Raw genomic sequence first — 22,417 nt, 5'->3', positions numbered from 1 at the left:
GCAGAATGTCGCTAGGCTGGGCCCATGCCTGAGAAGATCATCCTGGACTGCGACCCCGGCCACGACGACGCGGTCGCCCTCATGCTCGCCCACGGCTCGCCCGACATCGAGCTGCTCGCCGTCACGACCGTCATGGGCAACCAGACGATCGAGAAGGTGACGCGCAACGCGCTCGCCGTCGCCCGCGTCATCGGCCTCGACTCGGTGCCGTTCGCCCGCGGGTCGGAGCGTCCGCTCGTGCGCGAGGTCGAGACGGCTCCCGACATCCACGGGGAGTCGGGGCTCGACGGGCCCGTGCTGCCCGAACCGGCCATCGAGCTCGACGGCCGCCACGCCGTCGACCTGATCATCGACACCGTCATGGCGCACGAGCCCGGCACCGTCACGCTCGTGCCGACCGGCGCCCTCACCAACATCGCGCTCGCCGTGCGGCGCGAGCCGCGCATCGTCGAGCGGGTCAAGCAGGTCGTGCTCATGGGCGGCGGCGTGCACATCGGCAACTGGAGCGCCACGAGCGAGTTCAACATCGTCATCGACCCGGAGGCCGCGCACATCGTGTTCACGGCGGGCTGGCCGCTGACGATGGTCGGGCTCGACGTCACGCACCAGGCACTCGCGACCGACGAGGTCGCGGCCCGCATCGCCGCGATCGGCACCGGCCCGGCCCGCTTCACGGGCGAGCTGCTGGAGTTCTTCGCGCACTCGTACCAGGACGCCCAGGGCTTCGACCACCCTCCCGTGCACGACCCCTGCGCCGTGGCCTACGTCATCGACCCGAGCATCGTGCGCACGGTGCGGGCCCCGCTCGACGTCGAGCTCACCGGCACGCTCACCCTCGGCATGACGGTGGCCGACCTGCGGGCACCGGCGCCGGAGAGCTGCCCCACCCAGGTCGCGATGGACCTCGACGCCGACCGCTTCTGGGACCTCGTGATCGACGCCCTCGAGCGCATCGGCGCGGTGGAGCTCTAGCGGCCCGCGCCCGTCGCCGGCGGGTCGACGAGTGAGCCGAGCAGGCCGATGAGCGCCTGCTCGACGAGTGCGGGCGGCAACGCCTCGATGAGCGCCGTGAGCCCGGCCGCCTCCTCGGGCAGCGAGCCGTCGGGCCCGATGCCCGCCTGCGCGAGGACGCTGGAGAGCACGGCGGGGTCGAGGTCGGCGTCGGCCGAGCCGGCACTCGCGAGACTCGCGAGCAGCTCGGCGGGGAGCGCCTCGAGCACGGGCGCGGCGTCGGCCGGGGGCAGGCCGCGAACCTCGTCGGCCGCCTCGCGCAGAGCGGCCACGAGCGGCTCGAGCACCCCGGCGGTGACGGGCGTCACCGTGACGTGGGTGCTGCGCGGCAGCAGCGTGCCGTCGGACTGCGTGAACCCCGGCTGCTGCTGCAGCAGCCACCCGTGGCGCCGCACCACGTCCGCCCAGCGGTGCGGGTCGACGCGCTCCTCCGCCGGTCGGCCCGCATCGGTGACGACCGCGAAGAGCGGCCCCACCGGTTCGCCGAGGATCGTGAGGCCGTCGATGCTCTCGATCGCGCCACGCAGAGCTCTGGTCGCCTCGAGCGTGCGCGCGACGAGCTCCGCGTATCCCTCGTCTCCCAGCCGCCGGGTGATCGCCCAGGCCGCCGCCAGGACGCCCGCCGAGCGCGAGCCCAGCATCGTGGGATTGACCACGGGGTACCCCGGCCAGCCCGTCGTCGCGAAGTACTGCGCGTCTCGGCGCCGCCGATCGCGGTGCAGGAGGAGGCTCGCACCCTTGGGCACGTAGCCGTACTTGTGCAGGTCGGCGGAGATGCTCGTGACGCCGGGCAGGCGGAAGTCCCACGGTGCCACGTCGGGCCACCACGGCAGCGCCAGCCCGCCGATGCACGCGTCGACGTGGCACGAGAGCCCGTGCTCGCGGGCGGCCGCGGCGACCTCCGCGATGGGGTCGAGTGCCGCGTGCGGATACGACGGCGCCGAGACGACGACGAGCGCGACATCGGGGCCGAGCCTCGCGATGATGTCGTCGGCGCGCACGGCGCCGGTGGCGACATCCACGGGCACGAGGTCGAGCTCGAGGCCGAAGTAGTGCGCGGCCTTGTGGAAGGCCGCGTGGGCCGTCGTCGGCGCGACGAGCCGCGGGCGCGCGTGCTCGCCATTCTCCCGGCGCCACAGGTCGCGCGCGGTCTTGACGGCGAGCAGGCAGCTCTCGGTGCCGCCCGTCGTCACCGTGCCGACGACCTCGTCGTCACCGTGCGTGATGCTCCGACCGAAGGCGACGAGATCGGATTCCAGTCGGGCGACGGAGGGGAACACGGTCGGGTCGAGCCCGTTGACGGACTGGAACAGACGGATGGCGGAGGCCGCGAGCTCATCGAGCTCGGCCGAGCCAGAGTCGTAGACGTACGAGAGCACTCGACCGCCGTGCGTGGGCGCGTCACCGGCCCGCAGTCCCTCCAGCTCGGCGAGGATCTCGCGCGGCTGCGGCCCAGCACCGGTCATCGCGCGCTCCCCGCTTCGCCACCATCGCTCGCACGGACGCCCGACGGCGCAGGGACGTCGATGTCGCTGCGGCTCAGTCCGTAGCCACGCAGAACCAGGATGCTCAGCGCCACGAGCACGGCCGGGATCACGCTGAACGCCATGACGATGCCGAGCGTCGCACTCGCGGGCTGCACGACGACGACGTCCGCCGTCGACTCGAGGTAGCCGGTCGCCCCGAGGACGAGCGCGAGGAGGGTCGCGCCGAGCGCCATGCCCGCGGTCTCCCCCGCCGTCCACACGCCGCTCACGACGCCGGCGCGCTCCCGGCCCCGCCGTCGACCGTCGTGGGCGATGACGTCGGGCAGCATCGCGAGCGGAAGCGCCTGCATGCCCGCGTAGGCGGCTCCCGCGATGCCGACGGGCACGTAGATCCACGGGCCGGGGGCGATCACCGCGACGACGATGCTGAGCGCCGCGACGCCGAACAGCAGCGACGCGGCGAGGTAGCTGCGCTCCTTGCCGAAGCGCCGGGCGAGACGACCCCACACGGGGGTGACGAGCACGGCCGGCGCGATGAGCGCGAGGAAGAGGAGCGTCACAGCGTCCTCGCTCACGAGAACCCACGTGGCGACGTACTGCGCGGCGGCGAGCATGAGACCCGTCGCGAGGGCCTGCAGCACGAAGCCGCCGAGCAGCCGCCGCAGCGGCCGGCTCTCCCGCAGCGCGACGATCGCCTGACGATACGCGTCGGCGACCCTCGCCGGGGCCGGCTCGACGACCGCGACGCCACGAGGCGCGGTGAACGACGAGGCCGTGAGCCCGAGGGAGATGACGAGCCCCGCGACCACGCCCATGAGGAGGTAGCCGAGCCGCGGGTCGTCGCCGAGACCGCGCAGCACGGGGCCTCCCGCGCCGAACAGGAGGATCGCGACTGTCAGGACGACGACGCGCCAGGTGAGGAGGCGCGTGCGGCCGTCGTAGTCGCCGGAGATCTCGACAGGGAGGGCGATATAGGGCACCTGGAAGAGGCTGAAGGCGGTGGTGGAGAGCACGAAGGCGATGAGCACCCACAGCGCGGCAAGGCTGCCGGTGAGCTCAGCCGGCACGGCGAAGGTCGCCGCGAAGAACACCGGGAGGCTCAGCGCGCCGACGAGCATGAGCGTGCGGCGGGTTCCCGAGCGCTGGCGCATACGGTCGCTCAGCGCGCCGATGACAGGGTCGATGATGACGTCCCACAGCTTGGCGAGAGTGACGATGAGCCCCGCGACAAGCGCGGTGATGCCGAGCGAATCGGTCATGTAGTAGAGGAGCACGAGGCCGGGCAGAGTGCCGAACCCTCCCGTGCCGAGCGAGCCGATCGCGTAGCCGGCGACCGTGCGCCTCGTGAGCGACGGGTGGTGCGGAGTCGGGCGCTGCGCTGCGGTCCTCGAGGGCATGCTGCGAGCTTATCGGCGGGGCGGGATGCCCGGCACGGGCTGCTCGATCACGCGGGCTACTCGACTGGCCCTACTCGACGACGCCCGCGATGAGCGGGCCGCCCGTGTGCACCTCGTCGCCCGCCGAGCCGATGCGGTAGGCGCCCTCGAGCGCCTCGAGCGCGCGGGCGAACCGGCCCGCGTCGGAGGTCAGCATCGTGAAGAGCGGCTGCCCCGCCTCGACCGTGTCGCCCGGCTTGGCGTGCAGGTCGATGCCTGCGCTGTGGTCGACCGGGTCCTCCTTGCGCGCACGCCCGGCGCCGAGGCGCCACGCGGCGATGCCGAAGGGCAGGGCCTCCTGCTCGACGAGCACCCCTGAGGTCTCGGCGTGCACGGTGTGGGACTCCGGGGCGACGGGGAGCGGAGCATCCGGGTCGCCGCCCTGCGCCGCGATCATGCCGCGCCAGGCATCCATCGCGCGGCCGTCCTGCAACGCCGCTTCGACGTCGGCATCGGTGACGCCCGCGAGCTCGAGCATGTGCCGCGCGAGCTCGACCGTGAGCTCGACCACGTCGGCAGGCCCGCCGCCCGCGAGCACCTCGACCGATTCACGCACCTCGTTGGCGTTGCCGATCGCGAGACCGAGCGGCACGTTCATGTTGGTGAGCACGGCGCGCGTCGCCACCCCGGCGTCCTCGCCGAGCCGCACCATGACCTGGGCGAGCTCGCGCGACTTCTCGATGTCTTTCAGGAACGCGCCAGAGCCGAACTTCACGTCGAGCACGAGCGCGGCGGTGCCCTCGGCGATCTTCTTCGACATGATCGACGAGGCGATGAGCGGAATGCACTCGACAGTGCCGGTGATGTCGCGCAACGAGTAGAGCTTGCCGTCGGCGGGAGCGAGGCCCGAACCGGCCGCGCACACGACGGCGCCCACATCGTCGAGCTGCCGCATCATCTCATCGACCGTGATGCTGGCACGCCAGCCCGGGATGCTCTCGAGCTTGTCGAGCGTGCCCCCGGTGTGGCCCAGCCCGCGGCCGGAGAGCTGCGGCACGGCGACGCCGAACGAGGCGACCAGCGGCGCGAGGGGCAGCGTGATCTTGTCGCCGACCCCGCCGGTCGAGTGCTTGTCTGTGGTCTTCTTGTCGAGGCCCGAGAAGTCGAGGCGCGTGCCGGAGGCGACCATCGCCAGGGTGAGCGCGCTGACCTCCTCGCGCTCCATGCCGTTGAGGAAGATCGCCATCGTCATGGCCGACATCTGCTCGTCGGCGATGTAGCCACGGGTATAGGCGTCGACCATCCAGTCGATCTGGGCCGTCGTCAGGGTGCCGCGGTCGCGCTTGGTGCGGATGAGGTCGACGACGTCGAACGGCTCAAGGGCCATGGGTGGTGCTCCTGTTAGTCGTGGGTTGAGCGATAGGTCTCGAGGGTGCGGGGGCCGAAGGCGTCGGGCAGCACCTCGTCGATGGTCTTGATGCCGGAGACGGTCTCCAGCAGCATGCCTTCGGCGGAGTGCTCGTACAGCAGCTGGCGGCAGCGCCCGCAGGGCATGAGCGCACCGCCGTCACCGTCGACGCACGTGAAGGCGACGAGACGACCGCCGCCGGTCATGTGCAGGGTGGAGACGAGAGCGCACTCGGCGCACAGCGTGAGGCCGTACGAGGCGTTCTCGACGTTGCACCCTGCGATCACGCGGCCGTCGTCGACGATCGCGGCCACGCCGACGGGGAACTCCGAGTACGGCACATAGGCCTTCGTCATCGCGTCGAGGGCGACCTCGCGAAGGCCATCCCAGTCGATGTCAGCCATGGTGGCCTCCCCCTATTTGATGTACGGCTTGCCGGAGGCCGCTGGCGGGCGGGACATGCCCACGAGCCCGGCGACCGCGAAGATCGTGACGATGTACGGCAGCATGAGCATGAACTCGCTCGGCACCGGCGACCCGACGATCGAGAGCGTCGACTGCAGGTTCGTCGCGAAGCCGAACAGCAGCGCCGCGAGCGTCGCCCGAATCGGATCCCATCGACCGAAGATGACCGCCGCGAGGGCGATGAAGCCCGCACCGTTGGTCATCTCCTTGGCGAAGGAGCCGACGGCCGCGAGGGTGAAGAACGCACCTCCACCACCGGCGATGGCACCCGCGAGGAGGACGTTCCAGAACCGCGTGGCCTTGACGTTGATGCCGACGGTGTCGGCGGCCTTCGGGTGCTCGCCCACGGAGCGCAGGCGCAGACCCCAGCGGGTCTTGAACAGCGCGAACCACACGGTGGGCACGAGCACGAACATGATGTAGACGATGAGCGTCTGGTTGAACAGGATCGGCCCGAGCACCGGGATGTCGCTCAGCAGCGGGATCGCGACCCTCTCGAACTTGTCTGGTGAGTTGAAGAGCTCCGGGTTGTCGACCATGTACGTCGAGTAGAAGAAGCTCGTCAGACCGATGACGAGAACGTTGAGCACGACGCCGACGATCACCTGGTCGACGAGGTACTTGATGGCGAACGAGGCGAGGATGACCGACACGAGCGCCCCGGCGATCATCGCTCCCAGCAGACCGAGCATGGGCTGCCCCGTGAGCGTGCCGATCATCGCGGCGACGAACGCGCCCGCGAGCAGCTGCGCCTCGATCGCGATGTTGACGACGCCGACGCGCTCGGAGATCACGCCGCCGAGCGCTCCGAAGATGAGCGGCGTGCTCACGGTGAGCGCACCGGCGAGGAGCCCGACGAGGGGGACGGTCGCCCCTGCTGCGGCCCACGTGAGGAACCCGAGCAGGAAGACGAGCGCGAACACGGTCGTGAGCCACAGCGGTACCTTGCGGGCCGCGCGCACGAGCAGGAACGCGCCGACGGCCGCAGCCGCCATGAGGATCACCGCGACGATGCCGGTCGCATAGGAGGGCAGGATGAGCGCGGGCAACTGGATGGCGTCGCGGCCATCGCTGAGGCGGTAGGTGGTGTCGCCGCCGCGGCCGAGGCCGAGGAAGAGCGCCGCCCCGATGACGGTGAAGATCGCGAACGCGATGGGCGCCTTCCAGCTGCGCACGGTCACGGACGTGCTCTCAGCGGTCGACGGGGCGGGGGTCGTGGTCACGGCGCTCATCGGGCCGCCTCCTTCGTGCGGGAGATCGACGGGACTCGCCAGCGGAACGAGGAATCCGGGGTCGGCAATCGGAAGATCGCACGCACGAGGGGCGGTGCGGCGATGAAGAGCACGATGAACGACTGCACGACGAGGACGATGTCGACGGGAATGCCCTCGGCCGCCTGCATCGTGTAGCTGCCGGCCTTCAGAGCACCGAAGAGGATGCCCGCGAAGAACACTCCCCAGGGCTTCGAGCGGCCCAGCAGGGCGACGGTGATGGCGTCGAACCCGATGCCTGCGTCGAGGCCGGCGGCGAAGCCGCCGGTGAAGTTGCCGAGCACCTGGTAGACGCCCGCGAGGCCGACGAGGGCTCCCGCGATGAGCATGACCTTGACGTAGACGCTGCCCACGTTGATGCCGGCGACGCGCGCCGCGTGGGGGTTTTCGCCGACGGCGCGAAACTGGAAGCCCATCGCCGAGCGGTTGAGCAGGTACCAGACGTAGATCGTGGCGAGCACGACGAGGATGAAGCCCAGGTTGAGGTTGTACTGCGGCCCGAGGAGGTCGGGGAACACCGCGGTCTCGAGCATGGGGCCGCTCTTGGGGTTGTTCTGGCCGGGAGCCTGGAGCGCCCCCTCGGTACGCAGAAGGTAGGAGACGAGATAGAACGCCACGTAGTTGAGCATGATCGTGACGATCACCTCATGCGCTCCCGTGCGCGCCTTGAGCAGACCGACGAGCCCGCCCCACAGAGCGCCGCCGATGATGCCGACCACGAGCGCCACGATGAGGTGGATCACGGGCGGCATCGGGATGTACGCGCCGACGTAGCCCGCCGCAGCCGCCGCGATGAGCATCTGGCCACGGCCACCGATGTTGAACAGGCCGACCCGGAAGGCGAGGGCGACGCCGAGGCCGGCCGCGATGAGCGGCGTGGCGTTGGCGAGCGTCTCGGTGATGGGGCGGAAGGCCGCGACGAGGTCGTCGGGGCGCAGGTAGTTGAAGATCGAGCCGCGGAAGAGCGCTGCGTAGGCTCCACCGACCGCGTCGGCGATGGCGCGCAACGTGTCGGCGGGGCGGGAGAAGAAGTAGCCGGCAGCCTCCTGCACACCCTCGTCGGTCATGACGATGAGGAGGCCGCCAAAGATGAGCGCGAGCAGGACGGCGAGGACGGAGATCGCGGCGCTGCCGCCGAAGATCTCCTTGAGGATCTGCGTGCTGCGCGGAGGCGGCGGCACGTCGCTCGCACCGTGCTGCGCGCCGGCGGCATCCGTCGTTTCCGGCGTGAGGGGCTCGGCACCGGCCGTGTCGGCCGGGTGCCCCTTCGCCGAGGGGGAGGCCGCCGCGCCGCCGAGCGCCGCGTCCTTCGGGTCGTTGGTGTTGCTCACGCCGCCACCTCCGCGGGGGTCTCTCCGGCCATCATGAGCCCGAGCACGTCGCGCGGGGTGTCGCCGGGAACGATGCCGATGATGCGACCGCGGTACATGACCGCGATGCGATCGGCGAGGGCCGTCACTTCGTCGAGCTCGGTCGACACGACGATGACGGGCACGCCCTCATCGCGCGTCGCGACGATGCGCTTGTGCACGAACTCGATCGAGCCGACGTCGAGCCCGCGCGTGGGCTGGGCCGCGATGAGCAGGCTGAGCTCGCGGCTGAGCTCGCGCGCCAGCACCACCTTCTGCTGATTGCCGCCCGAGAGGCTGCCAGCGGGCGAGGTGATGCCCTGCGTGCGCACGTCGAACTCTTCCACGCGCTCGGTCGCGAACTGGGCGAGGTGCGCGAGCTGTAGCGTGCCGCGCTTCACGAAGGGCGCCCCGGTCGAGCGATCGAGCATGAGGTTCTCGGCGATCGTGAACGTGCCCACGAGGCCGTCCTCGGTGCGATCCTCCGGCACGAACCCGACACCGGCGTCGAGCACGCCCCGCGTGCCGCGCTCCAGCAGCTCGGTGCCATCGAGCGTCACCGAGCCGCTCACGTGCGACTGCAGACCCATGATCGCCTCGGTGAGCTCGGTCTGCCCATTGCCCTGCACGCCGGCGATGGCGAGGATCTCGCCCTTCCGGATCGTGAACGAGACGTCGTTGACGAGGATCTGGCCGATCGAGTCGGTGACCGTGAGGCCCGACACGATGAGAGCGTCGTCGCCGGCTTTCGCGGGTGCCTTGTCGACGGTGAGATCGACGGCGCGGCCCACCATGAGGGAGGCGAGCTCGGCGTTGGTCGCGGTCGGCTCGGCCTCGCCGACGACCTTCCCCAGCCGGATGACGGTGATGCGGTCGGCGACCTCGCGCACCTCGCGCAGCTTGTGGGTGATGAAGACGATCGAGGTGCCCTCGTCCTTGAGCTGGCGCATGATCTCCATGAGCTCGTCCGTCTCCTGCGGCGTGAGCACGGCCGTGGGCTCGTCGAAGACGAGCACGTTCGCGTTGCGGGAGAGGGCCTTGATGATCTCGACGCGCTGCTGCACGCCCACGGGGAGGTCTTCGATGCGGGCATCCGGATCGATGTCGAAGCCGAAGCGCTGCGAGATCTCGCGCACGGTCGCGCGGGCCGCCTCGAGGTCGAGCCGACCGCCGAACTGCGTGGACTCGTGACCGAGCATGACGTTCTCGGCGACGGTGAAGACGGGGATGAGCATGAAGTGCTGGTGCACCATGCCGATGCCGGCCGCCATGGCGTCTCCCGGCCCCGAGAAGTGCTGCACCTCGTCGTCGAGGAGGATCTGCCCCTCCTCGGCCTGGTAGAGGCCGTAGAGCACGTTCATGAGGGTCGACTTGCCCGCGCCGTTCTCCCCGAGCAGGGCGTGGATCTCGCCGGGCTCGACGGTGAGGTCGATGTGGTCGTTGGCGACGAGCGCGCCGAAGCGCTTGGTGATGCCTCGCAGCTCGAGTTTCATCTCTCGGCCTTCCTGCGCCGTCGAGATGCGGCGCTGCTGTGCAACCGGTGAGGCTCGCGGGCGTCGCGCAGGGCGACGTCGGTGTGCCTGTCAGATTCCACTGTAAGGGAGCAGGGCGACACGAATCTGAGCGATTCAGTGCTCATGTGAGCGCTTCGCGCTCCGGTGATCCCGGGATGCCCGGCAACGCATCGAGGGAGGCCAGCAGCGCTGACCTCCCTCGATGTGACGCGACTGAGGGGCCGTAGCCCCTCGCCGACTACTGGCCCGGCGTGGCGGGCGAGGTGACCTCGATCGAGCCGTCGATGATGCCGGCGATGACCTCATCGATCTGACCCGAGAGCTCGGCGTCGACGAGCGACTCGAAGTCGTGGAACGACGCGAGACCGACGCCCTCGTTCTCGAGCGTCCCCACGTACGGGCTGTTCTCGAAGTCGCCGTTCGCCGCAGCGATCACGACGTCGTAGACACCCACAGCGATGTTCTTGAGCACCGAGGTGAGCAGCAGGTCGGCGACCGAGGGGTCGGAGACGTAGACGTCGGAGTCGACACCGATCAGGGCGATGTCGCGGCCGGAGTCGCGGATCGCCTCAGCGGCGCTCTGGTAGATCGGGCCACCGACGGGCAGGAGCACGTCGACGTTCTGGTCGATGAGACCCTGAGCCGTCGTGAGCGCCTCGGTGCCGGGGGCGAAGCCACCGGTGAAGGCACCGGTCTGAGCCTCGAAGTCCCAGCCGAGCGCCTGGACGTCGGTGCCGTTGACCTCGTTGTGGTACTCGACGCCCTGGACGAAGCCGTCCATGAAGATCGTCACCGGCGGGATCTGGATGCCGCCGAAGGTGCCGACGACGCCGGTCTCCGAGTAGCTGGCCGCCGCGTAGCCGGCGAGGAACGCCGCCTGGACGGTGTCGAACTGGATGGGCTTGACGTTGTCGCCCTCGACGAACTCGTCGATGATGGCGAAGTTGATGTCGGGGTTCGCGGCCGACGCGTTGGCCGTGGCCTCGGCGAGCAGGAAGCCGACCGTGATGATGATGTCGCAGCCCTCGGCGACGAGGCCCTCGACGTTGGGCTCGTAGGCGTTCTCGTCAGCCGACTCGACGGCGTTGAACTCCACGCCGAGCTCGGCGGCGGCCTCCTCGAGACCGTTGAATGCCGCCTCGTTGAACGAGCGGTCGTCGAAGCCTCCGGCGTCCGACACCATGCAGGGATAGAAGTCGAGCGCCTCGGTCTCCTCGGGAGCCTCCTCCTCGGGAGCTGCCGCGCAGCCGGCGAGCACGAGCGCGCTCGCACCGAGCAGGGCGAGCCCGCTGAACGCGCGCTTACGGGTGGTGTTGATCACTGTGTCCTCCAAAATTGCCGCCCCGCTACCGATGGCGGGACTCATGGGGCCACGTTAGCGAACGGGAGGCCCGCTCAGCAGGGCCGAAGGGCCCAGGTGACCGAAGCGTTACGAATCCGCGACGAGACCGTCATGTGCCGGAAATCCGCGGGATTCCAGGGGTCCCGGTGCGCTCGTGCGTGCGCGCGTGCTCGAATGAGCAAGGCCGCGACGGTCGTCGACGCCTCGCCCGCCGACCGCGACAGCACCGCGCGTGCTAGAGGAGCGCGTGCTAGAGCAGGTCGTCGCGACCGGACTGCTTGATCGCGTCGACGACCGACTTGACGCGCTGAGCGTTCTCGCGCGTGGTCACGAGCAGGGCATCCGACGTATCGACCACGACGATGTCCTGCACGCCGATGAGCGAGATGAGGCGGGAGGTGCGCGAGACGACGACGCCGCTCGAGGAGTCGGCGAGGACGCGCGCGCCCTCACCGAGGATCGCCAGATCGCCCACGCGGCCGTTCGAGAGCAGCTTGGCGAGCGAGGAAAAGTCGCCGACGTCGTCCCACGGGAAGGTGCCGCGCACGACCGCGAGCCGACCTCCCGCCGCCGCGGGCTCGGCCACGGAGTAGTCGATCGCGATCTTCAGCAGACCCGGCCAGACCGCGTCGACGACCTGCGAGCGCACGGGGGTGTCCCACGCCGCCGCGATGCGCACGAGGCCCGTGTGCAGCTCGGGCTGCGACTGCGCGAGCTCCTCGAGCAGCCGGTCGGCGCGCGCGATGAACATGCCGCCGTTCCACAGGTACTCCCCCGAGGCGACGTACTCGGTCGCCGTGGCGAGGTCGGGCTTCTCGACGAAGCGCGTCACGAGCTGCGCGTGCGGGGCCCCCTCGATGGCGAGCGGTTCGCCGCAGCAGATGTAGCCGAAGCCGACGGAGGGCTCCGTGGGGGTCATCCCGATCGTCGTGACGTACCCCTCCCGCGCGACGGCCACCGCCTCGCTCACCGCGTGACGGAAGGCGACGGCATCGCCGATCACGTGATCGGCCGCGAAGGAGCCGATCACGACCTCGGGGTTGCGCCGCACGAGGATCGCCGCGGCGAGGCCGATCGCAGCCGAGGAGTCCTTCGGCTCGCTCTCGAGCACGATGTTCGCGTCCGTCAGCTCCGGCAGCTGCGCCTCCACGGCCGCGCGGTGCGCCCGACCCGTGACGACCATGATGCCGTCGCTGCCGGTGAGCGGCAGCACGCGATTCCAGGTATCGCGCAGCAGTGTGTGGCCGCTGCCTGTCAGGTCGTGCAGAAACTTGGGGGCCTCCGCACGGGAGAGCGGCCACAGGCGGGAGCCGACGCCGCCCGCCGGGATCACCGCGTGGAAGTCCGGCAGCGCAGTGGCAGTCGCTCGCATGCCCGTCACCCTATCGGCAACCGCCGTTCACGAAGGGGCCACCTGGCGCGCGGAGCATGGGCTCAGCGAAGGCCGGTGAAGGGATGCCCGACATGCGTGTAGCCGTGGTGAGTGAGAGCTTCCTGCCGACCGTGAACGGGGTCACGACCTCCGTCGCCCGCGTGCTCGAGCACCTACAGCGCCGCGGCCACGAGGCCCTCGTCATCGCCCCCGCCGCCGGTTCCCCGAGCGAGTACGCCGGCGCCGCCGTGCACGAAGTGCCCGCTGTGCTGTACCGCCGCTTCCCCGTCGGCATCCCCACCCCGCTCGTGCACCGCACGCTCGCCGACTTCGCCCCCGACGTCGTGCACGCCGCCTCACCATTCCTCCTCGGCGCGCACGCCATCGGCGAGGCCTCGCGCCTGGGCATCCCGAGCGTCGCCGTCTTCCAGACCGACGTCGCCGGCTACGCGCGCCGCAACCGGCTCAGCGCCGCCGAGGGCTTCGCCTGGCGCGTGGTGAACCTCGTGCACGACAAGGCCGACCTCACGCTCGCCCCCTCGAGCGCCGCCATGAGCGACCTCGCGGCGGCCGGCGTGCAGCGCCTCGCTAGGTGGGGCCGCGGCGTCGACCTCGACGGTTACCACCCGCGCACGCGGTTCGAGCCCGAGGTCGCGCAGCTGCGGCGCTCGTGGGCGCCGAACGACGAGCTCATCGTCGGCTACGTCGGGCGGCTCGCACCCGAGAAGCAGGTCGAAGCGTTCTCGGCGCTGCGCGGTGTGCCGGGCATCCGGATCGTCATCGTCGGCGGCGGCCCCTCCGAGTCGAGCGTGCGCCGCGCGCTCGCCGGCATGCCCGTCACCTTCACCGGTCCGCTGCACGGTCGCGAGCTCGCGCGCGCCTACGCCGCCTTCGACGTGTTCGCGCACACGGGCACCGAGGAGACGTTCGGTCAGACCATTCAAGAGGCGCAGGCGAGCGGCACACCCGTGATCGCACCTCGCTCCGGCGGGCCGATCGACCTCATCGAGCACGGCGTGAGCGGCCTGCTCACCGATCCCGACGACCCCCGATCCCTCGCCCGTGCGGTGACCGCCCTCACGGGCGACGCCGGCCGCCGCGCGCGTCTCGGCGAGGCGGGTCGCCGATCGGTGCTCGGGCGCACCTGGGAGTCGTTCGGTGACCAGCTGCTCTCGCACTACGAGAGCGTCGGCGCGCGCGGCCCCGTGCTGACGCGAGCACTCAGAAAAGTCGACGTAGACTGACCTCTATCGGCGGCCACCAGTCGAGAAAACGGAGTCCGAAGGACCCCGCGAGCACGTTCTGACGCGGAGCGCGCTCGTCGTCACCGTTCCCCAAGGAGGGTTTCTCGTGCCAGCGAAGGCAATGCCCGCAACAGAAGGGGCTGCCGCAGCGGACAGCTCTTCGGCGACCATGACCGTGCCAGCACCCCGACCGTCGGTGATCCCCGGCGGCACGCTGTACCGGGGCAATGAGGGCATGTGGTCGTGGGTCCTGCACCGCATCACCGGCGTGGCCATCTACTTCTTCCTGCTCGTGCACATTCTCGACACGGCACTCGTGCGGGTGAGCCCGGAGGCCTACAACGCGGTCATCGGCGCCTACAAGACGCCGCTCATGGGCATCGCCGAGCTCGGCCTCGTCGCGGCCGTCGTCTTCCACGCGTTCAACGGGCTGCGCATCATCCTCGTGGACTTCTGGGGCGTCGGCACTCGCCACCAGAAGGCGATGTTCTACATCGTCATCGCCCTGAGCGTCGTCGTGATGGCCGCCTTCACGCCGCGCCACCTCATCAGCGTGTTCGGAGGCTGACCATGACCACCACGGACGTTTCGCAGCTCGACGCTCCTCGCAGCCCCCACGCCCGCACCCGCCGAGGCATCAACCTCGAGAAGTGGGGATGGATCTACATGCGCGTCTCGGGAGTGATCCTGGTCGTGCTGATCTTCGGGCACCTCTTCGTGAACCTCGTGCTCGGTGACGGTGTCAGCCAGATCGATTTCGCCTTCGTCGCGGGCAAGCTCTCCGACCCGTTCTGGCAGTGGTACGACTTCTTCCTGCTGTGGTTCGCCCTCATCCACGGCTCGAACGGCATGCGGACCATCATCAACGACTACGTGTCCGCTCCGCGGGTGCGCACCATCCTCCTGGGGGCACTCGCCTCGTCCGCAGCAGTGCTGCTCATCCTCGGCACTCTGGTGATCTTCACCTTCGACCCCTGCCCAGCCGGCGCCGATCCCGCCCTCGTCGCATCCTTCTGTGGAGACCTTTCGTGAGCCCTGATTCCGCCAGCACCCTCGCCCCCGCACCCACGACGGTGCACCAGCACCAGTTCGACGTCGTCATCGTCGGCGCCGGTGGCGCGGGCATGCGCGCCGCCATCGAGGCCGGGCCCAACGCGAAGACCGCCGTCATCTCGAAGCTGTACCCCACGCGCTCGCACACGGGGGCCGCGCAGGGCGGCATGGCCGCCGCCCTCGCGAACGTCGAGGAGGACAGCTGGGAGTGGCACACCTTCGACACGGTCAAGGGGGGCGACTACCTCGTCGACCAGGACGCGGCGGAGATCCTCGCGAAGGAGGCCATCGACGCGATCATCGACCTCGAGAACATGGGACTGCCGTTCAACCGCACCCCCGAGGGCAAGATCGACCAGCGCCGCTTCGGCGGGCATACGCGCGACCACGGCAAGGCGCCCGTCCGTCGAGCCTGCTACGCCGCCGACCGCACGGGGCACATGATCCTGCAGACGCTGTTCCAGAACTGCGTCAAGCTCGGCATCGAGTTCTACAACGAGTTCTACGTGCTCGACCTCGTCATGAGCGAGGGTCGTGCCGCGGGAGTCGTCGCCTACGAGCTCGCGACCGGCGATCTGCACGTCTTCCACGCCAAGAGCATTGTCTTCGCCACCGGCGGCTTCGGCAAGATCTACAAGACCACCTCGAACGCCCACACGCTCACGGGCGACGGCGTTGGCATCATCTGGCGCAAGGGCATCCCGCTCGAGGACATGGAGTTCTTCCAGTTCCACCCGACCGGGCTCGCGGGACTCGGCATCCTCCTCACCGAGGGTGCGCGCGGCGAGGGCGCGATCCTGCGCAACGCGAGCGGCGAGCGCTTCATGGAGCGCTACGCCCCCACCATCAAGGACCTCGCGCCGCGCGACATCATCTCGCGCTGCATGGTGCAGGAGGTCGCGGAGGGTCGCGGAGCAGGGCCCGAGAAGGACTACGTGCTGCTCGACTGCACGCACCTCGGCGCCGAAGTGCTCGAGACCAAGCTGCCCGACATCACGGAATTCGCCCGCACCTACCTCGGCGTCGACCCCGTGCACGAGCCCGTGCCGGTCATGCCGACGGCGCACTACGCGATGGGTGGCATTCCGACCAACATCAAGGCCGAGGTGCTCGCCGACAACAACACCGTCATCCCCGGCCTCTACGCGGCCGGCGAGTGCGCGTGCGTGTCGGTGCACGGCTCCAACCGTCTCGGCACGAACTCTCTGCTCGACATCAACGTGTTCGGCAAGCGCGCCGGCACGTACGCGGTCGAGTACGCGAACCAGGCCGAGTTCGCTCCCCTGCCCGACGACCCCGCCAAGGAGGTGCGCGAGCTCGTGGAGCGCATCCGCACCGCCGACGGCTCGGAGCGCATCGCCGCGCTGCGTCGGGAGCTTCAGGAGGAGATGGACCGCAACGCTCAGGTGTTCCGCACCGACGAATCGCTCGGCGAGGTGACCCAGACGATCGCGAAGCTGCGCGACAAGTACCAGAACATCGGCATCCAGGACCGCGGCAAGCGCTTCAACACCGACCTGCTCGAGGCGATCGAGCTGGGATTCCTGCTCGACATCGCCGAGGTCGTCGTCTACTCGGCGCGCAACCGCAAGGAGAGTCGCGGCGGCCACATGCGCGACGACTTCCCCGACCGGAACGACGCCGACTACATGCAGCACACGATGGCCTACCTCACGGGCGACCCGCGCTCGGGCGTCGCCGAGGACCACATTCGACTGGACTGGAAGCCGGTCACGATCACGCACTACCAGCCCATGGAGAGGAAGTACTGATGGCGACCGCCGCCCCCGAAGCTCCCGCAGCGGACTCCGCTGCCGTGCAGGCCTTCACCGTCACCCTCATCGTGCGCCGCTTCAACCCGGAGCAGGACACCGAGCCGTACTGGGAGGACTTCGACGTCGAGATGTACTCGACCGATCGAGTTCTCGACGCCCTCCACAAGATCAAGTGGGATCAGGATGGCACGCTCGCCTTCCGGCGATCGTGCGCCCACGGCATCTGCGGCTCCGACGCCATGCGCATCAACGGGCGCAACCGGCTCGCGTGCAAGACCCTCATCAAGGATCTCGACATCACGAAGCCGATCTACGTCGAGGCGATCAAGGGCCTGCCGCTCGAGAAGGACCTCATCGTCGACATGGAGCCGTTCTTCGAGTCGTACCGCCAGGTGCAGCCATTCCTTATGGCGAACTCGAAGCCCGACAAGGAGCGCATCCAGTCGATCGAGGAGCGCGCCCGCTTCGACGACACGACCAAGTGCATCCTGTGCGCCGCGTGCACCTCGTCGTGCCCCGTGTTCTGGACCGACGGGCAGTACTTCGGCCCCGCCGCGATCGTCAACGCCCACCGCTTCATCTTCGACAGCCGCGACGACAACGCTCAGGTGCGCCTCGACATCCTCAACGACAAGGAGGGCGTCTGGCGCTGCCGCACGACCTTCAACTGCACCGAGGCCTGCCCGCGCGGCATCGAGGTCACCAAGGCGATCGCCGAGGTCAAGCAGGCGATCCTGAAGGGCGCCCCGTAGGCTTCTTCCATGCCTCGCACGTCCGCCTCCCGCGCCCCGCTGGAGCCTGATAAGGAGGAGTCGCCGTCGTTCAAGGACCGCGCGATGGGGCTCCTGACGACCGTCCTGCAGTCCCGACCGGTGCGCGTCGTGCAGCACTACACGGCGAAGCGCGGGCCCATCCTGGCGTCGGGCTTGGCGTTCCAGGCGATCTTCGCCGTCTTCGCGGCCCTGTGGATCGGCTTCGCGATCGCCGGTGTCGTGATCGCGACGAACCTCGGGCTGCGCGACTCGCTCATCGACGTGCTCGCTCAGACGGTGCCGGGTCTCATCACGACGGACAGCCAGGAGGGCATCGTCGACCCGGAGGATCTGCTCGCGGCGAGCGTGGACGCCTTCAGCTGGCAGGGCGCGATCGCGGCCGTGGTGCTGCTGCTCGCCGCGCTCAACTGGCTGGCCTCGGCGCGCGAGGCGGTGCGCTCGATCTTCGATCTGCCGCTCCTGGACCAGAATGTCGCCCTGCTGAAGCTCAAGGACCTCGGTCTCGCGGTCGGCTTCGGCGCCCTGCTGGTGCTCTCCGCAGTGCTCTCGGTCGTGAGCACGCTAGCGTTGGACACCGTGCTCGAATGGGTGGGCATCCGCGATTCGACGACGAGCACCGTCGTCGGCCGCATCATCACCCTGGGCGTCATGTTCCTGCTCGACGCGGTCGTGCTCGCCGCACTGTACCGGGTGCTCGCGGGCGTGCGCATCCCGCTGCGCCGGCTGCGGCAGGGCGCCCTCATCGGCGCGGTCGCCCTGGGCGGCCTCAAGGTGCTCGGTAACAGCCTGCTGGGTGGCGCGAGCAACAACCCGCTCATCGCGAGCTTCGCCGTCTTCATCGGTCTGCTCATCTGGTTCAACCTGGTGTGCCAGGTCGTGCTCGCGGCAGCCGCGTGGGTCGCCGTCGGCATCAAGGACGACCGCATCGTGCTCGACGAGGACTACCTCGCGACGCGGCTGAAGCAGGCCCGCGAGCTGCTCGACTACTACGACCCTGAGCCGGAGGACCCGCCAGGCTTCTGGCAGCGCCTGAAAGGCCGCTTCTCGCGCTCGTGAGCGCCGGGCGGCCGGTCTCGCACGTCGGGCGTGCTTCGTAGACTGGAGGCATGACTTCACCGGTGCGCATCGCGAGTGTCAACGTCAACGGAGTGCGCGCCGCGTACCGTAAGGGCATGGGCGACTGGCTGGATGCCCGGGGCGTCGACATCCTCGCCCTCCAAGAGGTGCGTGCCTCGACCGACGACGTGACCGGCCTCCTGGGCGACGACTGGTTCGTGCTGCACGATGCCGCCACGGCGAAGGGCCGCGCGGGCGTCGCGCTCGCCGCCCGCCGCGAGTTCAGCGCTCACCGCGTCGCGCTCGGCGACGACGACTTCGACAGCGCCGGGCGCTGGCTCGAGGCCGACCTCGACCTCGGCGGCACGACCCTCACGGTGGTGTCGACCTACGTGCACTCGGGCGAGGTCGACACCCCCAAGCAGGTCGAGAAGTACCGCTTCCTCGACGCCATGGAGGCTCGACTGCCCGAGCTCGCCGCGCACAGCCGGTACGCGCTCGTCGTCGGCGACCTCAACGTCGGGCATCGCGAGCTCGACATCAAGAACTGGCGAGGCAACCGCAAGAACGCCGGCTTCCTGCCGCGCGAACGGGCGTACTTCGACCGTTTCTTCGGGGCACTCGATGAGCCCATCGAGGGCGTTGATGGCTCTACGGGACCGGGGCTCGGCTGGGTCGACGTCGGCCGCCGCTGGGCCGGCGAGGTCGACGGGCCGTACACCTGGTGGTCGCAGCGCGGCCAGGCCTTCGACAACAACACCGGGTGGCGCATCGACTACCACGTCGCCACGCCCGCACTCGCCGAGACCGTGCAGTCGTACGCCGTCGACCGCGCCGCCTCGTGGGACACGCGGTGGAGCGACCACGCGCCCGTGGTGGTGGACTACCTGTTGCCGTAGCTTGCGGGAACTGACGAGGCATAGCCTCGTCGGCGCTGGCGTCGCACGATCGCGATGCGATCGCCAAAGCTCCAGCGCGCTCGTCGGTTCACGTGAGCCGGGCATCCACTGCGACAATATACCTATGAGCCTCCCCCGCCTGTTCTCGGGCATGCAGCCCTCCGCCGCCAGCCTGCACCTCGGCAACTACGCCGGCGCCCTGCTGCAGTGGCGCGAGATGCAGTCGACCCACGACGCGATCTTCTGCGTCGTCGACCTCCACGCGATCACCGTTCCGCAGGATCCGACCGAGCTGCGCGAGCGCACCCGCCGCACGGCCGCGCAGTACATCGCCGCGGGCATCGACCCCGAGCACTCGACGCTCTTCGTGCAGTCGCACGTGCGGGCGCACGCCGAACTGGCGTGGGTGCTCAACACGATCACGGGCTTCGGCGAGGCCTCGCGCATGACCCAGTTCAAAGACAAGGCGGCGCGGGGCGGTCTCGACTCTGCCTCCGTCGGGCTCTTCACCTACCCGATTCTGCAGGCCGCCGACGTGCTGCTCTACGACGCGGCCGTGGTGCCCGTCGGGGAGGACCAGCGTCAGCACGTCGAGCTCATGCGCGACCTCGCGGGGCGCTTCAACTCGCGATTCGGTGAGACGCTCGTCGTACCCGAGGTGCGCATCCTCAAGGAGACCGCGAAGATCTACGACCTGCAGAATCCCGGCGCGAAGATGTCGAAGTCGGGCGAGAGCCCCGCGGGCATTCTGTGGCTGCTCGACGACGAGAAGGTGCTGACGAAGAAGATCAAGTCGGCCGTCACCGACTCGGAGGGCGTCGTGCGGTTCGACCCGGCCGAGAAGCCGGGGGTGTCGAACCTGCTGTCGATCCTCGCGATCGTGACCGAGCGCACGGTGGCCGACGTCGAGGCCGACTTCGACGGGCTGCAGTACGGCGCCCTCAAGGGCGCGGTCGCCGAGGCCGTGGTCGAGGCGTTCAGGCCGATCCGGGAGCGCACCCTCGAACTGCTCGACGACCCCGCCGAGCTGGACCGCCTGCTCGCCGTGAACGCCTCCCGTGCCGAGAGCATCGCCGACGCGACGCTCGCGCGCGTGTACGACGCCGTCGGCTTCCTTCCCCGCGCGTGAGCGGCGCCGCACCCGACATCCGGGTGGTCCTGTTCGACCTGGATGACACGCTCATGGCGCACTCGCGCGCTGTCGACCTCGCGATCGCACTCGCGCAGCGGGCCGCGGGCGGCCAGTTCGCCACCGACGAGAAAGCGGCCGTGCAGGCTCGCTGGCGCGAGCTCGAAGAGCTGCACTACGCGCGCTACCTCAGCGGCGAGCTCGACTACGAGGGGCAGCGCATCCACCGCGCCCGCGACCTGCATGCTCCCTACGGCATTCGTCTCGACGACGATGCGGCCCTCGCCTGGTTCGCCGAGTACCTGCACGGATACCGCGACAGCTGGACCCTCTTCGACGACGTGCTGCCCGCACTCGACGCCCTCGAGTCGGCGGTGCCGAGCATCCGGTTCGGCATCATCACGAACGGCGACCTCGCCTTCCAGACCGACAAGCTGCACCGCATCGACCTGTGGAACCGCCTCGACCTGACCCCCGTGCGGCGCGACGGAGCCGTCGACGACTCAGGCCGACGCGGCCGCCTCATCGCCTCCGGCGAGCTGGGCACGACCAAGCCCGACCCGGCGATCTTCGCCGCGGCCGCCTCCGCACTCGGCGCCCCCGCCTCGGCGTGCGCCTACGTCGGCGACCGCGTGCGCACTGACGCCGTCGGCGCGCACGAGGCGGGGATGCTTGGCGTCTGGCTCGACCGCGGTGCGCACCGCAACGACACGACCTCCGAGTCGCACGTCACCCTCCCCGCCGGTGTGCCGAGCATCCGCAGCCTGCGCGACCTGCCCGCCCTGCTCGCCCCCTGAATCCACCGCCCTGTTCGCAACTCAGGCAAAATCAACATGAGTGACAGTTCCACCGTGCACATGGGTCAGCTCTGCCGGAGTTGCGAGCGGCGGTGGCGCAGCGATTGACTCGCCGTGCCCGTCGAGCGAACTGCCGAAAGAGCCGCCAGTACCACCTGGTCGCGGCTATTCATTGCCTGGTCGTAGCTCACGCGAATGACGGTGTAGCCGAGACGGGCGAGCGCCAGATCGCGTCGATAGTCCTCGGCGCGCTGCACCGCAGTCGAATGCCACAACTCGCTGTTGACCTCGACGACTACCTTCGTGCCGACGAGCAGGTCTACGCGACCCACGCCCGGAATCCTGACTTGAGGGGTGACTCGAAGACCTGCGTCGCGCAGGGCCAGCCGCACGAGTGTCTCTGTACCTGAGCCGGCTCGTCCATCGGCGAGCGCCAGCCACGGTCGCCGACGAGCTGACAGGAGTCCCGCGACAGCGTCCAACTCGAACCCGCCCACGGCGCCCGCCGCGAGAGCGCTGTCGAGCACGGCGATGGCGAGCTCGCGCGGCAGGCAGCCCAGCACCTGGAGGATCGCATCCTGTGCCCCCACGCGCCACGAGGATGCTGCAGCCGGATGCGTCAGAGGTTTCCAGTGGGTGCTGAGTCGAGCCCGGTCGGCGTGCGCGAGTGGTACGCGCCGACTATCCGGGCTGCGCAGCCGAGATGCCTGATGAGGCAGCCAGACCTCCGTGATTCGACTCTCGGGTACCCAGAAGCCAAAGGTCTCGGCCGCCGTCGTGCAGGCCGCAAGGCCGCCTACACGAAGGGCTCGAATGACGTGCCTCGGGGCGGAGGCTGGACAGTAGACGCCTCGGCGAGCGCGAACAACCACCCCAGCGTGTACTGACGAGGCGATAGCGCGGGGGCTGACCCCGGTGACGAGGAGGTCTCGACGAGTGAGGCACAGAGTGTCGCGGGCGCTGAAGGCGGAGAGAGCATCCATCGCACCACTGTGATGGCACCTGGGCCTCCCTTCGTGGCTCACTAGCGATCTGGGTCGAGGTGACCGCTCGCACAGCCTGTGCAGGGACGGCCGTTCGCAACTCAGGCAGGATC

The 22,417-nt window shown here is 69.6% G+C and carries 20 protein-coding genes and 1 pseudogene; 10 read left to right on the top strand and 11 right to left on the bottom strand.

Features of this window, described 5'->3' with window-relative positions:
• Positions 1-24 precede the first annotated feature (24 nt).
• On the top strand, positions 25-972 hold the full coding sequence (gene uriH / locus FK219_RS05115; protein ID WP_152582312.1) for a uridine-preferring nucleoside hydrolase UriH: 948 nt from the start codon (positions 25-27) through the stop codon (positions 970-972).
• Here the strand turns inward: uriH and FK219_RS05110 are convergent.
• The 9 genes from FK219_RS05110 to FK219_RS05070 form a co-directional block, all read right to left on the bottom strand.
• Positions 969-2,477 carry a pyridoxal phosphate-dependent decarboxylase family protein gene (locus tag FK219_RS05110; RefSeq protein ID WP_152582311.1) on the bottom strand — a complete coding sequence of 503 codons (1,509 nt, stop codon included), beginning with the start codon at positions 2,475-2,477 and terminating at the stop codon, positions 969-971. The two genes, uriH and FK219_RS05110, sit on opposite strands and share 4 nt — an antisense overlap.
• On the bottom strand, positions 2,474-3,895 hold the full coding sequence (locus FK219_RS05105; RefSeq protein WP_152582310.1) for an MFS transporter: 1,422 nt from the start codon (positions 3,893-3,895) through the stop codon (positions 2,474-2,476). Before FK219_RS05105 ends, FK219_RS05110 begins: the two co-directional genes overlap by 4 nt.
• A 70-nt stretch (positions 3,896-3,965) precedes the next feature.
• The gene (locus tag FK219_RS05100; RefSeq protein WP_152582309.1) at positions 3,966-5,261 is read right to left on the bottom strand and encodes a thymidine phosphorylase; all 1,296 of its coding nucleotides are present in this window, start codon (positions 5,259-5,261) and stop codon (positions 3,966-3,968) included.
• 14 nt (positions 5,262-5,275) lie between these two features.
• Positions 5,276-5,686, bottom strand: coding sequence for a cytidine deaminase (locus FK219_RS05095; RefSeq protein WP_152582308.1), 411 nt, complete (start codon positions 5,684-5,686; stop codon positions 5,276-5,278).
• Positions 5,687-5,698: 12 nt separating this feature from the next.
• Positions 5,699-6,979 carry an ABC transporter permease gene (locus FK219_RS05090; protein ID WP_152582307.1) on the bottom strand — a complete coding sequence of 427 codons (1,281 nt, stop codon included), beginning with the start codon at positions 6,977-6,979 and terminating at the stop codon, positions 5,699-5,701.
• Positions 6,976-8,349, bottom strand: coding sequence for an ABC transporter permease (locus tag FK219_RS05085; protein WP_224744454.1), 1,374 nt, complete (start codon positions 8,347-8,349; stop codon positions 6,976-6,978). Before FK219_RS05085 ends, FK219_RS05090 begins: the two co-directional genes overlap by 4 nt.
• Positions 8,346-9,860: an ABC transporter ATP-binding protein gene (locus tag FK219_RS05080; protein ID WP_152582306.1), complete on the bottom strand. Its 1,515-nt coding sequence runs from the start codon at positions 9,858-9,860 to the stop codon at positions 8,346-8,348. Before FK219_RS05080 ends, FK219_RS05085 begins: the two co-directional genes overlap by 4 nt.
• 259 nt (positions 9,861-10,119) lie before the next feature.
• On the bottom strand, positions 10,120-11,247 hold the full coding sequence (locus FK219_RS05075) for a BMP family lipoprotein (protein ID WP_152582305.1): 1,128 nt from the start codon (positions 11,245-11,247) through the stop codon (positions 10,120-10,122).
• Positions 11,248-11,473: 226 nt separating this feature from the next.
• Positions 11,474-12,595 (bottom strand): mannose-1-phosphate guanylyltransferase, encoded by a 1,122-nt coding sequence (locus FK219_RS05070; RefSeq protein WP_152582304.1) that lies wholly within the window; start codon positions 12,593-12,595, stop codon positions 11,474-11,476.
• A gap of 92 nt (positions 12,596-12,687) precedes the next feature.
• On the opposite strand from FK219_RS05070, the gene FK219_RS05065 reads away from it, so the two are divergent.
• From FK219_RS05065 to FK219_RS05025, 9 genes are all read left to right on the top strand, one after another.
• Positions 12,688-13,839: a glycosyltransferase family 4 protein gene (locus FK219_RS05065; RefSeq protein ID WP_152582303.1), complete on the top strand. Its 1,152-nt coding sequence runs from the start codon at positions 12,688-12,690 to the stop codon at positions 13,837-13,839.
• A gap of 169 nt (positions 13,840-14,008) precedes the next feature.
• Positions 14,009-14,407, top strand: a complete 399-nt coding sequence (sdhC, locus tag FK219_RS05060; protein ID WP_152582302.1) for a succinate dehydrogenase, cytochrome b556 subunit — start codon at positions 14,009-14,011, stop codon at positions 14,405-14,407.
• Positions 14,408-14,409: 2 nt separating this feature from the next.
• Positions 14,410-14,871 carry a succinate dehydrogenase, hydrophobic membrane anchor protein gene (gene sdhD / locus FK219_RS05055; RefSeq protein ID WP_152582301.1) on the top strand — a complete coding sequence of 154 codons (462 nt, stop codon included), beginning with the start codon at positions 14,410-14,412 and terminating at the stop codon, positions 14,869-14,871.
• Positions 14,868-16,664: a succinate dehydrogenase flavoprotein subunit gene (gene sdhA, locus FK219_RS05050; protein ID WP_152582300.1), complete on the top strand. Its 1,797-nt coding sequence runs from the start codon at positions 14,868-14,870 to the stop codon at positions 16,662-16,664. Before sdhD ends, sdhA begins: the two co-directional genes overlap by 4 nt.
• Positions 16,664-17,419, top strand: a complete 756-nt coding sequence (locus FK219_RS05045; protein ID WP_152582299.1) for a succinate dehydrogenase iron-sulfur subunit — start codon at positions 16,664-16,666, stop codon at positions 17,417-17,419. The genes sdhA and FK219_RS05045 overlap by 1 nt, the downstream gene beginning before the upstream one ends.
• A 9-nt stretch (positions 17,420-17,428) precedes the next feature.
• Positions 17,429-18,496 carry a YihY/virulence factor BrkB family protein gene (locus tag FK219_RS05040; protein WP_152582298.1) on the top strand — a complete coding sequence of 356 codons (1,068 nt, stop codon included), beginning with the start codon at positions 17,429-17,431 and terminating at the stop codon, positions 18,494-18,496.
• Between the two features lie 50 nt (positions 18,497-18,546).
• On the top strand, positions 18,547-19,395 hold the full coding sequence (locus tag FK219_RS05035; protein WP_152582297.1) for an exodeoxyribonuclease III: 849 nt from the start codon (positions 18,547-18,549) through the stop codon (positions 19,393-19,395).
• A gap of 124 nt (positions 19,396-19,519) precedes the next feature.
• Entirely contained in the window at positions 19,520-20,524 is a 1,005-nt protein-coding gene (gene trpS / locus FK219_RS05030) for a tryptophan--tRNA ligase (RefSeq protein WP_235923769.1), read from the top strand.
• Positions 20,521-21,321, top strand: coding sequence for an HAD family hydrolase (locus tag FK219_RS05025; protein ID WP_328821608.1), 801 nt, complete (start codon positions 20,521-20,523; stop codon positions 21,319-21,321). Before trpS ends, FK219_RS05025 begins: the two co-directional genes overlap by 4 nt.
• Positions 21,322-21,386: 65 nt before the next feature.
• Here the strand turns inward: FK219_RS05025 and FK219_RS14080 are convergent, their stop codons facing one another.
• Both FK219_RS14080 and FK219_RS14235 read right to left on the bottom strand, forming a co-directional pair.
• Positions 21,387-21,911, bottom strand: coding sequence for an endonuclease domain-containing protein (locus tag FK219_RS14080; RefSeq protein ID WP_328821607.1), 525 nt, complete (start codon positions 21,909-21,911; stop codon positions 21,387-21,389).
• Between the two features lie 258 nt (positions 21,912-22,169).
• A pseudogene (locus tag FK219_RS14235) lies at positions 22,170-22,304 on the bottom strand (type IV toxin-antitoxin system AbiEi family antitoxin domain-containing protein); the annotation flags it as partial.
• Positions 22,305-22,417: the final 113 nt, after the last annotated feature.

The organism is Microcella pacifica (assembly GCF_009371975.2).
Taxonomy (GTDB): domain Bacteria; phylum Actinomycetota; class Actinomycetes; order Actinomycetales; family Microbacteriaceae; genus Microcella; species Microcella pacifica.
The sequence above is the reverse complement of the archived record's forward strand: the minus strand, read 5'-3'. Positions and strand labels throughout refer to the sequence as shown.